The sequence below is a fragment of the Falsiroseomonas sp. RANM36 genome (genome assembly GCF_056682175.1).
This window is the reverse complement of the sequence record NZ_JBWXTD010000003.1, coordinates 446,749-459,273: the sequence shown is the minus strand read 5'-3', so window position 1 is coordinate 459,273 and position 12,525 is coordinate 446,749. Positions and strand designations below refer to the sequence as shown.

Annotated in this window: 11 protein-coding genes; 8 read left to right on the top strand and 3 right to left on the bottom strand. The window is 69.8% G+C overall.

Going from position 1 to position 12,525, the window contains the following annotated elements; genetic code table 11:
• Window positions 1-152: 152 nt before the first annotated feature.
• The 3 genes from rpoD to AC1MIR_RS06935 form a co-directional block, all read right to left on the bottom strand.
• The gene (gene rpoD / locus AC1MIR_RS06945; RefSeq protein ID WP_480027453.1) at window positions 153-2,075 is read right to left on the bottom strand and encodes an RNA polymerase sigma factor RpoD; all 1,923 of its coding nucleotides are present in this window, start codon (window positions 2,073-2,075) and stop codon (window positions 153-155) included.
• Window positions 2,076-2,140: 65 nt separating this feature from the next.
• Window positions 2,141-3,970, bottom strand: a complete 1,830-nt coding sequence (gene dnaG, locus AC1MIR_RS06940) for a DNA primase (RefSeq protein WP_480027452.1) — start codon at window positions 3,968-3,970, stop codon at window positions 2,141-2,143.
• A 26-nt stretch (window positions 3,971-3,996) separates the two neighbouring features.
• A complete protein-coding gene (locus AC1MIR_RS06935; RefSeq protein ID WP_480027451.1) occupies window positions 3,997-4,458 on the bottom strand; it encodes a GatB/YqeY domain-containing protein in 462 nt (153 codons plus the stop codon).
• A gap of 149 nt (window positions 4,459-4,607) precedes the next feature.
• On the opposite strand from AC1MIR_RS06935, the gene carA reads away from it, so the two are divergent.
• The 8 genes from carA to AC1MIR_RS06895 all read left to right on the top strand — a co-directional run.
• A complete protein-coding gene (gene carA, locus AC1MIR_RS06930; RefSeq protein WP_480027450.1) occupies window positions 4,608-5,993 on the top strand; it encodes a glutamine-hydrolyzing carbamoyl-phosphate synthase small subunit in 1,386 nt (461 codons plus the stop codon).
• Window position 5,994: 1 nt separating this feature from the next.
• Window positions 5,995-6,750 carry an SDR family NAD(P)-dependent oxidoreductase gene (locus AC1MIR_RS06925; RefSeq protein WP_480027449.1) on the top strand — a complete coding sequence of 252 codons (756 nt, stop codon included), beginning with the start codon at window positions 5,995-5,997 and terminating at the stop codon, window positions 6,748-6,750.
• Window positions 6,751-6,753: 3 nt separating this feature from the next.
• Window positions 6,754-7,389 (top strand): LysE family translocator, encoded by a 636-nt coding sequence (locus AC1MIR_RS06920; protein WP_480027448.1) that lies wholly within the window; start codon window positions 6,754-6,756, stop codon window positions 7,387-7,389.
• Between the two features lies 1 nt (window position 7,390).
• Entirely contained in the window at window positions 7,391-8,029 is a 639-nt protein-coding gene (locus tag AC1MIR_RS06915) for a LysE family translocator (RefSeq protein WP_480027447.1), read from the top strand.
• A complete protein-coding gene (locus tag AC1MIR_RS06910; protein WP_480027446.1) occupies window positions 8,026-8,292 on the top strand; it encodes a hypothetical protein in 267 nt (88 codons plus the stop codon). Before AC1MIR_RS06915 ends, AC1MIR_RS06910 begins: the two co-directional genes overlap by 4 nt.
• Before the next feature lie 52 nt (window positions 8,293-8,344).
• On the top strand, window positions 8,345-11,581 hold the full coding sequence (carB, locus tag AC1MIR_RS06905; RefSeq protein WP_480027445.1) for a carbamoyl-phosphate synthase large subunit: 3,237 nt from the start codon (window positions 8,345-8,347) through the stop codon (window positions 11,579-11,581).
• Between the two features lie 108 nt (window positions 11,582-11,689).
• Window positions 11,690-12,163: a transcription elongation factor GreA gene (gene greA, locus AC1MIR_RS06900; protein WP_480027444.1), complete on the top strand. Its 474-nt coding sequence runs from the start codon at window positions 11,690-11,692 to the stop codon at window positions 12,161-12,163.
• Between the two features lie 15 nt (window positions 12,164-12,178).
• Window positions 12,179-12,525 (top strand): pyridoxal-phosphate dependent enzyme (locus tag AC1MIR_RS06895; RefSeq protein ID WP_480028716.1); only part of this gene is annotated, 347 nt, incomplete at its 3' end.

The following is a 12,525-nucleotide window of genomic DNA, read 5'->3' as shown; positions in this document are numbered from 1 at the left end:
CTAGCCCCCCCCCGGGCCCCCCCCCCCCCCCCCGCCGCCCCCCGCCGGCGCGGGGGGGGGGGCCGCGGGCGCGCGGCGCCTCCATGCGCAGGAAGGTCACGTCCACCGCGATGCGGGTGACCGGCTCGCGCAGCGCCATCGCCGAGGACATCTCAGTTGTCCAGGAAGGAGCGCAGCTTCCGCGACCGGCTCGGGTGCTTCAGCTTGCGCAGCGCCTTGGCCTCGATCTGGCGGATGCGCTCGCGCGTCACGTTGAACTGCTGCCCGACCTCCTCCAGCGTGTGGTCGGTGTTCATGCCGATGCCGAAGCGCATGCGCAGCACGCGCTCCTCGCGCGGCGTCAGGCTGGACAGCACGCGCGTCGTCGCCTCGCGCAGGTTGGACTGGATCGCGGCATCGAGGGGGATGATCGCGTTCTTGTCCTCGATGAAGTCGCCGAGATGGCTGTCCTCCTCGTCGCCGATCGGCGTCTCGAGGGAGATCGGCTCCTTCGCGATCTTCAGCACCTTCCGGACCTTCTCGAGAGGCATTCCCAGCTTCTCGGCCAGTTCCTCGGGGGTGGGTTCGCGGCCGATCTCGTGCAGCATCTGGCGGCTGGTGCGCACCAGCTTGTTGATCGTCTCGATCATGTGGACGGGGATGCGGATCGTGCGCGCCTGATCCGCGATGGAGCGCGTGATGGCCTGCCGGATCCACCAGGTGGCGTAGGTCGAGAACTTGTAGCCGCGGCGGTACTCGAACTTGTCCACCGCCTTCATCAGGCCGATGTTGCCCTCCTGGATCAGGTCCAGGAACTGCAGGCCGCGGTTCGTGTACTTCTTGGCGATGGAGATCACGAGGCGGAGGTTGGCCTCGATCATCTCCTTCTTCGCCTGGGTCATGTCGCGCTCGCCGCGGCTCACCGTGGCATAGACGCGCTTGAACTCGTCCACCGGCAGGCCGGTCTCGCCGGCCACCTTGGCGATCTCGCCGCGTACCGCCTCGACGTCGTCCTTGGACTTGGCGACGAAGTTCTGCCAGCCCTTGCCCTTGAGCTTGGCCAGCCCCTCGAACCAGGCGGGGTCGAGCTCATGCCCTTTCCACGCGCCGACGAACTCCTCGCGCTTGACCTTGTGGCTCTCGGCCATCCGCAGGATCTGGCCTTCCAGGCCGGTCAGGCGGCGGTTCAGCCCCTTGAGCTGATCCACCAGCTCCTCGATCCGGTTGTTGTGGAGCTGCACCTTCTCCACCAGCGCCACCAGCTCGCTGCGCTGCTTCTCATAGGTCTTCTCGGACCGCGCGGACGTCTCGCCGCCCGAGGTGTAGGCGTCCATCCGCTTGGAGGAGAGCTTGTGCAGCTTGGTGTAGGCGCCTTCGATCGCCTCGAAGGCGGCCAGCGCCTCCGGCTTCAACTTCTCCTCGAGCGCGGAGAGCGAGAGGCCGAGCCCGCCCTCGCCGTCCTCGCCCTCCTCTATCTCCTCCTCCTGCGGCTCGGCGGTCGCGGCCTCCGGGTTGTCGGCGTTGGCGGTCGCCTCCAGGTCGATGACGTCGCGCAGCAGGATGCGGCCGGCCTTCAGGTCGTCATGCCATTTCACGATCGCCTTGAAGGTGAGCGGGCTTTCGCAGAGCCCGCCGATCATCATGTCGCGGCCGGCCTCGATGCGCTTGGCGATCGCGATCTCGCCCTCGCGCGAGAGCAGCTCGACGCTGCCCATCTCGCGGAGGTACATGCGCACGGGGTCGTCGGTGCGGCCGAGGCTTTCCTCGTCCACATTGCCGCCGGATTCCTCGTCCTCCTCGTCCTCGGACTTGGCGACGGGCTTGGCCGCCGGCGCCTCGCCGTCCTCGCTCTCCTCGTTCTCGACGACGTTGATCCCGAGGTCCGACAGCATCGCCATCGTGTCCTCGATCATTTCGGAGGAAACCTGCTCGGGCGGCAGCGCGGCGTTCAGCTCGTCAATGGTGATGTAGCCGCGTTCCTTGCCGCGGGCGACCAGCTTCTTGACGGCGGCGGACTGGATGTCGAGCAGCACGCCCTCCACTGCCTCGTCCCGACCTTCCACCGTCTCGGCGCCGTTCGCGACCTTGGTTGCCATGCCTGCCCTGCTCCGTCGAAACCGGGGGCGGCACCGCCCCGCCGGCGATGCAATGCCCCTCTACCCTATGGGGCGGTATTCGCACCCGCCGGCGACCCCTCGGCCGCCTCGGGTCCGCCCCCCTCGTTCCACTCGCCGCGCCTGAGCGCCTCCAGCGCCTGGGTGAGGCGGATCAGCCGCCGCTGCGCCGCGGCGTCGTTGGTCTCGGCCAGGGCCTGCCTCGCGGCCGCCTGGTCCGCCCGCAACTCCGTCTCGCCGCGCAGCAATCCGAAGAAATGCCACCAGGCATCCAGTGCCTCCCCCGGCTGCGCGTCCGGCCGCGCCGCGGCCGGCAGGCCCGCATCGCGCAGCAGGCGCGTGCAGAACTCTCCCAGGCCAACCTGCGCGAGGTGGTCCATCAACCCCGCAGAGTCAAGCACATGGCCTTCCGCGAGCCATGCGAGAGCCCCGGCCCGGCATTGCGCCAGCGGGCCGTCGCCCAGGTCGAGGCCCGCCAGGCTCTCCTCCACCTCCGGCAGCAGCCAGGGATGGCCCAGGGTGATCGCGATCAGCGCGGCCGCCTGGGCGGCACGGGTGCGCTCGGCCGAGATCGGCGGGCGGGCGATCCGGGCGGCGGCAGGCCGCTGGCCGTGGCGCAGCGGCCGTGCGGCCTGGAAGAAGCGGTCCAGCAGGGCCCGGCGGTACTCCCCGGCCAACGCCCGGTCCCGGATGGTGCCGGCCGCTTCCTCCAGCCGCTTTCGGAGCGCGGCGCGCTGCTCCGGCGTGGCGGCCGGGCGGCCTTCGGCGATCAGGCCATACAGCGCATCGCCGAGCGGGCGCGCGCCGTCCAGCACGGCCTGGAAGGCCGCGGGGCCGCCCTTGACGATCAGCGTGTCCGGGTCCTCGCCGGGCGGCAGGGTGGCGAGCTTCAGGCTGCGCTCCGTGCCGAGCAGCGGCAGCGCCGCCTCGGCCGCGCGGGCGGCGGCGCGCGCGCCGGCGGCATCACCGTCGAAGCAGAGAATGGGTTCGGGCGTCAGGCGCCAGAGTTCCTCCATCTGCTCCTCGGTCAGCGCGGTGCCGAGGGGCGCGACGGCGGCGCCGAAGCCGGCCTGGTGCAGCGCGATGACGTCCATGTAGCCCTCGACCGCCACCACCACGCCGCCGCGGAAGGCGCCCTCCCGCGCGAGGTCCAGCGCATAGAGGCTGCGGCGCTTCTGGAAGACCGCGGTCTCCGGCCCGTTGACGTATTTCGGCACGCCGTCGCCCAGGATGCGGCCGCCGAAGCTGATGATGCGGCCGCGCCGGTCGCGGATGGGGAACATCACGCGGTTGAAGAAGAGTTCAGTCGGCGGCCCGTCCTCCCGCTCCCGCAGCAGGCCCGCTTCCAGGAGCTGTTCCGGGGTGATGCCCTCGCCCTTCAGGTCCGCGATCAGCGTGCCGCGCCCCGCGCCCGACCAGCCCAGCCCGAATTTTTCAATCGTTTCTTCCGTCAGGCCGCGGCGGCGGAGATACGCAAGGCCCTCGGCGCCTTCGGGCAGGCGCAGGCGGCGTCGGAAGGCGGCGGCGGCGGCCTCCAGCACGCCATGCAGGTCGCGCGCGCGCTTCTCCCGCGCGGCGGCCTCGGGCGTGGGCTTCGGAACCTCGAGCCCGGCCTCGGCGGCCAGGCGCTCGACGGCCTCGGGGAAGGCCGCGCCCTCGGCCCGCATGACGAAGGTGATGGCGTCGCCATGCGCGCCGCAGCCGAAGCAGTGGAAGTGGTCGTCATACACGTAGAAGGAGGGCGTCTTCTCGCCATGGAAGGGGCAGCAGCCCTTCCAGTTGCGGCCCGAGCGCACCAGCCGCGTCTTGCGCCCGATCAGCGGCGCGAGCGGGGTGCGGAGCCGGAGCTCGTCGAGGAATTGCGGGGGCAGGGCCATGGGCGCGGCCCCCGCTTAGCACATCCTCAACCGCCGAGCCTGGCCTTCACCAGCGGGTTGGCCTTGGACATGTCGAGCGCGCCGCCGTGCTTGCGCAGCACGGCCATGACCTTGCCCATGTCCTTGACGCTGGTCGCACTCGTCTCGGCGATCGCGGCGTCCACCGCGGCCGCGATGGCGGCCTCGTCCATCTGCTGCGGCAGGAAGCTTTCGATCACCGCGATCTCGGCTTCCTCCTTCGCCGCCAGCTCCTCCCGGCCGCCCTGGCGGTAGAGCTCCACGCTCTCGCGGCGGGATTTCTGCATGGAGCGCAGCATCGCGACGACCTGTTCGTCGGGCACCTTGTCCACGCCGGAGGGGCGGGCGGCGATGTCCACATCCTTCAGCTTGGCCAGGATCATCCGCACCGTGGAGGTTTTCGCGGCGTCCTTGGCCAGCATGGCCTCCTTCAGGGCGGCGTTGAATCGGCTGCGCAGGTCTTCGGCCATGGCGGGTCTCCTTTCCCCGCCCCTTACTCCCTCCCCCGTTCACGGGGGAGGGTCGCGGTGGGGGCGGCGCACCCCTCCAAGTCTGGGAATTTTCTTCCCATTCTGAGGTCGCGCTGGACACGGGAAAAAACTTCCCACATATCCCGCCCATGCGCACCGTCGAGGATATCGTCACCCTGCTGGGCGGCCCGGAGACCACCGCGACCCGCCTCGGCATCGGCACCGAGGCCCTGCGCAAATGGCGCCAGGCCCGCGCCATCCCCGCCAAGCACTGGCCGGCGGTGATCGCCGCCACCGGCCTCGCCCTCGACGACCTGCCCCGCAAGAGCCCGACGGAGACCGCCGTGACCGACGCCACCAGCCCCGAAGGCATGCAGGACGTCCGCGCGCCCGAGGGCGCGACAGCCGCCCTGGTGCTGGCCGATGGCAGCGTGTTCTGGGGCCGCGGCTTCGGCGCGCATGGCACGACCGTCGCCGAGATCTGCTTCAACACCTCCATGACCGGCTACCAGGAGGTGCTGACCGATCCCTCCTATGCCGGCCAGACCATCTGCTTCACCTTCCCCCATATCGGCAATGTCGGCGCCAACCCCGAGGACATCGAGGCGACGACGCCGGTCGCGCGCGGCCTGGTGGTCAAGCAGGACGTCACCGAGCCCTCCAACTGGCGCGCCACCCGGCACCTCGACGACTGGCTGAAGTCGCATGGCGTGCCGGGCATCGCCGGCGTGGACACCCGCGCGCTGACCGCGCGCATCCGCGATGGCGGCGCGCCGAACGGTGTGCTGGCCTTCCCCGCCGATGGCCGCTTCGACATCCCGGCCCTGGTGGCGCAGGCGCGCGACTGGCCGGGGCTGGAGGGCATGGACCTCGCGAAGGAGGTTTCGACCCGCCAGAGCTACACCTGGGACGAGACGACCTGGGCAATCGGCCGGGGCTACGGCACGCAGGCGGCGCCGAAGTTCAAGGTGGTCGCGGTGGATTTCGGCGCGAAGCGCAACATCCTGCGCTGCCTTGCCTCCGCCGGCTGCGCCGTGACGGTGGTGCCCGCGACGGCGACCGCCGAGGAGATTCTTGCTCATCAGCCCGACGGCGTTTTTCTTTCGAACGGCCCGGGCGACCCCGCGGCGACCGGCGCCTACGCCGTGCCGGCGATCAAGGGCGTGCTGGAAGCCGGCGTGCCGACCTTCGGCATCTGCCTCGGCCACCAGCTGCTGGCGCTGGCTCTGGGGGCGAAGACCTACAAGCTCGACCGCGGCCATCGCGGCGCCAACCAGCCCGTGAAGGACCTGCGGACCGGCCAGGTGGAGATCACCAGCCAGAACCACGGCTTCGCGGTGGATGAGGCGACGTTGCCCGAGGGCGTGGAGGTCACGCATCGCAGCCTGTTCGACGGGACCAACGAAGGCATCGCGAGCAAGACGCTGCCCGCCTTCAGCGTGCAGTACCACCCGGAGGCCTCGCCCGGCCCGACCGACAGCCACCACCTGTTCCATCGCTTTGTCGGCCTGATCGAGCAGCGGAAGGCGGCCTGAGATGTCCCTCTTCGACCTCACTCGCCGCGTGGCGCTCGTCACCGGCGGCAATGGCGGCATCGGGCTCGGCATGGCGAAGGGCCTTGCCGCCTGCGGCGCGCGGGTGATCGTCACCGGCCGCGACGCGGCGAAGAACGCGGACGCCGTGGCGGAGCTCGGCATGGGCGCAGCGGCCTTCCAGGCGGACCTGACCGCGAAGGGCGCGGCGGAGACGCTGCTTGCCGATGTGCTGGCGCTGGCCGGGCGGCTCGATATCCTGGTGAACAATGCCGGCACCAACATCCGCAAGCGGCCGGAGCTCGTCACCGACGAGGAATGGGCGACCGTCCTCGACACCAACCTGACCGCGCTGATGCGCCTGACGCGCGCCGCCTATCCGGCGCTGAAATCGTCGGGGCGCGGGCGGGTCATCAACATCGGCTCCATGCTGTCGCTCTTCGGCGTGCCCTTCTCGCCCGCCTATGGCGCGAGCAAAGGCGCGGTGGTGCAGTACACGAAGTCGCTCGCCAGTGCCTGGGCCGCGGACGGCATCACGGCCAATGCCATCCTGCCCGGCTGGATCGACACCGCGCTGACGCGGCAGGCGCGCAAGGATGTCCCCACGCTGCATGACAGCGTGATGGCGCGGGTGCCGGCGAAGCGCTGGGGCGATCCCGCGGATTTCGCGGGCATCGCCGCCTTCCTCGCCTCCGACGCCGCCGCCTTCGTCACCGGCGCAGCCATCCCGGTGGATGGCGGGTATTCGACCCAGGGCTGAGCCATGCCGGCGACGGACACGCTGCTGGTCTTCGCCGCGCTCTCGCTCGGCCTCGCGATCACGCCGGGGCCGAACATGCTCTATCTCGTCTCGCGCTCGCTCGCGCAGGGTGTTGGCGCGGGGATGATTTCCCTCGTCGGCTGCCAGGCGGGGTCACTCGCGATCATGCTCTGCGCCGCGGCAGGCATCACCGCGGCGCTGCTGGCCATTCCCTATGCCTGGGACGTGCTGCGGATCGGCGGCGCGATCTACCTGCTCTACCTCGCCTGGCAATGCGTGAAGCCGGGCGGACAGCCGCTGTTCGCGCCGCGGAAGCTGCCGCAGGAGCCGGCGGGGCGGCTGTTCGGCGTGGGCTTCGCCACCGCGGCGCTGAACCCGAAGGTTGCGCTGTTCTACATGGCGGTGCTGCCGCCCTTCCTCGATCCCGATCGCGGCAGCCTCTTCCTGCAGGCGGCGACGCTCGGCGCGCTCCAGATCGCGGTCTGTGCCGCCTGGGATGCGCTGCTGGTCTTCGGCGCGGCGGGGACGGCGCGGTTCCTCTCCACCAAGCCGATGTGGATGGCGGTGCAGCGCTGGGTGCTGGGCGCGGCGCTGGGCCTGCTTGCGGTGAAGCTCGCCACCGAGAGCGGGCGCGGCTGACATGCCGGAGTGGCACACCTTCGCCGTCCTGCTCGTCATCGGCCTCGCGCTCTCCGCGACGCCGGGCGCGAACATGGCGTATCTGATGTCGCGCAGCATGGCGCAGGGCCACGATGCCGGCTTCGTCTCCCTGGCCGGCACCAATGCGGGCCTGCTGCTGGTCATGCTGCTGTCGGTCGGCGGCCTGTCGAGCCTGCTGACGGCGATGCCGCATCTCTGGGAGGGCATCCGCCTGGTGGGCGCCGCGGGGCTGCTCTGGCTCGCCTGGGGCTATCTCAAACCCGATGGCGGGCACGGCCTCGCCTTCGATGCGCAGCCCGCGCATGACACGCCGCGGCAGCTTTTCTGGATCGGCTTCGCGACCTCGGCGCTCAACCCCAAGGTCGCCGCGATCTTCCTGACGCTGCTGCCGCACTTCATCTATCCGCGCGACGGCGATGCGGTGACGCAGGGGCTCGCCCTCGGCGCCTTCTACGTCGTGCTGAACACGCTCTGCGACGTCGGGATCGTGCTCGGGTCGGAGCGCTTCGCGGCGGTGCTGCGCCGGCGTCCCTCGCTGGCGCAGCTCCAGCAGCGCGTGGTAGGCGTGGCGCTGGCGAGCGTCGCGGTGCTGCTCGGCGTGGATGCGGTGACGTCATGAGCCTGCCCGCCCTCGGCCTCTTCGCGCTGGCCTATTCCGGCTTCATGCTGTTCGTGCTGGCGCATGCCTTCCGCAAGCTCTACCCGCCGCTGCGCGCCGCCTGGACGGCTTTCGCGATTTCCGCCGTGGTGCATGGCGCAACGCCATTCCTCCTGGCGGATTCGGAGCGCTGGCTGCCGCTGACCCTGTTCTGGATGGTGCCGCATCTGCTGATGCTGCCGCTGCTGCTGTGGGTGGCGCGGCGGCAGGAGCGCGGATCGTGACCCTGTCCGCATCGCCTTCATCGTCTCTCCAGACTTCGCCGAAGGGCTGACCATGCCGAAGCGCACCGACATCCAGAGCATTCTCATCATCGGCGCCGGCCCGATCGTCATCGGCCAGGCCTGCGAGTTCGACTATTCCGGCGCGCAGGCCTGCAAGGCGCTGCGTGCCGAGGGCTATCGCGTGATCCTGGTGAACAGCAATCCCGCCACGATCATGACCGACCCCGGCCTGGCGGATGCCACCTATATCGAGCCGATCACGCCGGAGATGGTGGAAAAAATCATCGCGAAGGAGCGCCCGGATGCGCTGCTGCCGACCATGGGCGGGCAGACCGCGCTCAACACCGCCCTGAAGCTCGATGCCGCCGGCGTGCTGCAGAAATACGGCTGCGAGCTGATCGGCGCGAAGGCCGATGTCATCGACAAGGCGGAGGACCGGCAGAAATTCCGCGACGCCATGTCGAAGATCGGCATCGAGAGCCCGAAGAGCGCCATCGCGCATTCGATGGAGGAAGCCTGGGCCGCGCTGGAGCAGGTGGGCCTGCCCTGCGTCATCCGCCCGTCCTTCACCCTCGGCGGCACCGGCGGCGGCATCGCCTACAACCGCGAGGATTTTTCCCAGATCGTCTCCGCCGGGTTGGCCGCGTCCATGACCACGGAAGTCCTCGTCGAGGAAAGCGTCCTCGGCTGGAAGGAATTCGAGATGGAGGTGGTCCGCGACAGGGCGGACAACTGCATCATCGTCTGCTCCATCGAGAACCTCGACCCGATGGGCGTGCACACGGGCGATTCCGTCACCATCGCACCGGCGCTGACGCTGACCGACAAGGAATACCAGATCATGCGCGACGCGAGCATCGCGTGCCTGCGCGAGATCGGCGTGGACACCGGCGGGTCCAACGTGCAGTTCGGCATCAACCCCGCCGATGGCCGCATGGTCATCATCGAGATGAACCCGCGCGTCAGCCGCTCCTCCGCGCTGGCCTCGAAGGCGACGGGCTTCCCCATCGCGAAGGTCGCGGCGAAGCTCGCGGTGGGCTACACGCTGGACGAGCTGGCGAACGACATCACCAAGGTCACGCCGGCGAGTTTCGAGCCGACGATCGACTACGTCGTGGTGAAGATTCCACGCTTCACCTTCGAGAAATTCCCCGGCACGCCGGCGACGCTGACGACCTCCATGAAGTCGGTCGGCGAGACCATGGCGATCGGGCGCAGCTTCTGCGAGGCCTTCCAGAAGGGTCTGCGCGGGCTGGAGACGGGGCTTTCGGGCCTGGACGACCTCGACATCACCGATCCCACGGCGCTGCGCACCGCGCTCGCCACGCCCACGCCGGATCGCGCGCTGGTGGTGGCGCAGGCGCTGCGTGCGGGCATGAGCGTCGAGGAGATCCATGAGGCATCGAAGTTCGACCCATGGTTCATCCGCGAATTCGACCGCATCGTGCAGGCCGAGAAGGGCGTGATCGCGCATGGCCTGCCGAAGACCGCGCAGGCCTTTCGCGCGCTGAAGGCGCTCGGCTTCTCCGACCGGCGGCTGGCGAAGCTCGCGAACACCACGGAGGCGAAGGTCGCCGCCGCGCGGCAGGCGCTCGGCGTCGCGCCCGTCTACAAGCGCATCGACACCTGCGCCGCCGAGTTCGCCTCCGACACGCCCTACATGTACTCGACCTATGAAGGCGGCTTCGGCACGCCCGTCTGCGAATCCCGCCCCACCGATCGAAACAAAATAATCATCCTGGGTGGCGGGCCGAACCGGATCGGGCAGGGCATCGAGTTCGACTATTGCTGCGTGCACGCGGCCTATGCGCTGCGCGAGGCCGGCTTCGAGACCATCATGGTCAACTGCAACCCGGAGACGGTCAGCACCGACTACGACACCTCCGACCGCCTGTATTTCGAGCCGCTGACGGCCGAGGACGTGATCGCCCTCGTCCGCAAGGAGCAGGAGAAGGGCGAGGTGCTGGGCTGCATCGTTCAGTATGGCGGCCAGACGCCGCTCAAGCTCTCCCAGGCGCTGCACAAGGCCGGCATCCCGATCCTCGGCACGTCTGCCGAAGCCATCGACATCGCCGAGGACCGGGAGCGCTTCCAGCAGCTGCTGAAGGGCCTCGGCCTCAAGCAGCCCGCCAACGGCACGGCGCGCGACCTTGACGAGGCGGAGCGCGAGGCGGAGCGCATCGGCTATCCGGTCGTCGTCCGCCCCTCCTATGTGCTCGGCGGCCGCGCGATGGAGATCTGCCACAACCGCGAGCAGCTCCGCCGCTTCGGCGCCGTCGCCGTGCAGGTTTCGGGCGAGAACCCGATCCTCGTGGACCAGTACCTCGTGGACGCCATCGAGGTGGATGTGGACTGCATCGCCGACGCGAAGGGCGAGGTCTATGTCGCCGGCGTGATGGAGCATATCGAGGAAGCCGGCATCCATTCCGGCGACAGCGCCTGCTCCCTGCCGCCCTATTCGCTCGCGCCCGCGCTGGTGACGGAGCTGAAGGCCGAGACGGAAGCCATGGCGAAGGCGCTGAAGGTCAAGGGCCTGATGAACGTGCAATACGCCGTGAAGGACGGCGAGGTGTACGTGCTGGAGGTCAACCCGCGCGCCAGCCGCACCGTGCCCTTCGTGGCGAAGGCGACCGGCGTGCCGGTGGCGAAGATCGGCGCGCGCGTGATGGCCGGCGCCAGCCTGAAGGACTTCGACCTGGACGACGCTGCCATCGCGCCGCATGTCGCGGTGAAGGAAGCGGTCTTCCCCTTCAACCGCTTCCCCGGCGTGGACGTGCTGCTGGGGCCGGAGATGAAGTCCACCGGCGAGGTGATGGGCCTCGATTCCAGCTTCGAGCGCGCCTTCCTCAAGTCGCAGCTCGGCGCCGGCGTGAAGCTGCCGGAGGCCGGCACGGCCTTCATCTCGGTCAAGGACAGCGACAAGGGCGCGGCGGTCACGCTGGCGCGACGGCTGATCGAGATGGGCTTCCGCGTCAGCGCCACGCGCGGCACGGCGGCACGGCTGAAGGAGGCCGGGATCGAGGCCGGCGTGGTCAACAAGGTGCTGGAAGGCCGCCCGCATTGCGTGGACGCGATCAAGTCCGACGCGATCCAGCTGGTGATCAACACGACCAGCGGCGGGCAGTCCGTGTCGGACAGCTTCGACATCCGCCGCAGCGCCCTGACGCATGGCGTTCCGCACTACACGACGATGTCCGGCGCCCGCGCCGCGGTCCATGCCATTGCGGCGCTGAAGGGCGGAACCCTTGATGTAGCGCCCCTCCAGGCCTATTTTGCCCGATCATTCTGAGCGGGCGGCGGCAGGGAACCCCCCTCCGCCGCCCTCTCTGCTTTCTTTCCATGCCGGATCGCGCATGTTTCGTGTCGGCCCGGCGGCCGTCTCAGGGAAGGACGTGACGTGCAGAAGTACCCGATGACCGCGGAGGGGCTCGCGCGCTTGCAGGAGGAGTTGCGCCAGCTCAAGGCCGAGGAACGGCCGGCGGTAATCCGCGCCATCGCCGAGGCGCGCGCGCATGGCGACCTTTCCGAGAATGCCGAATATCACGCGGCGCGCGAGCGCCAGTCCTTCATCGAAGGCCGCATCACGGAGCTCGAAGGGATCATCCCCTCCGTCGAGGTGATCGACACCTCGAAGCTCACCGGCGACCAGGTGCGCTTCGGCGCGCATGTCACGGTGGTGGACGAGGAGACGGAGGACGAGAAGACCTATCGCATCGTCGGCCAGTACGAGGCGGACATGAAGACCGGCTCGATCTCCATCTCGTCCCCGCTCGCGAAGGCGCTGATGGGCAAGAAGGTCGGCGACAGCGTGGAAGTGCCCGCGCCCGGCGGGTCGAAGGTCTACGAGATCGCGGGCGTGCGCTTCGGGTAGGCGGCGATGTCCCCGATGCGCGGCGAGGCCGCGGCCCTCGATGCGCCACCGGCCGCGCATGTCACCCTCGCCGATGTGCGCGCCGCCGCGGCCCGCATCCAGGGCGCGGTGCGGCGCACGCCGACCATCCGCTGCGAGACGCTCTCACGCGTCACCGGCGCGTCCATCTTCCTCAAGCTCGACAACCTCCAGGCCACCGGCGCCTTCAAGGAGCGTGGTGCCGCCAACCGCATCGCGCTGCTCTCGCCGCGGGAACGCGAGGCCGGCGTGATCGCGATGTCGGCCGGCAACCACGCGCAAGCGGTGGGGGGGGGAGGGCGGCGCGCCGGGCGGCCCGCCCCCCAGCAACTTCCCGGCGGCAC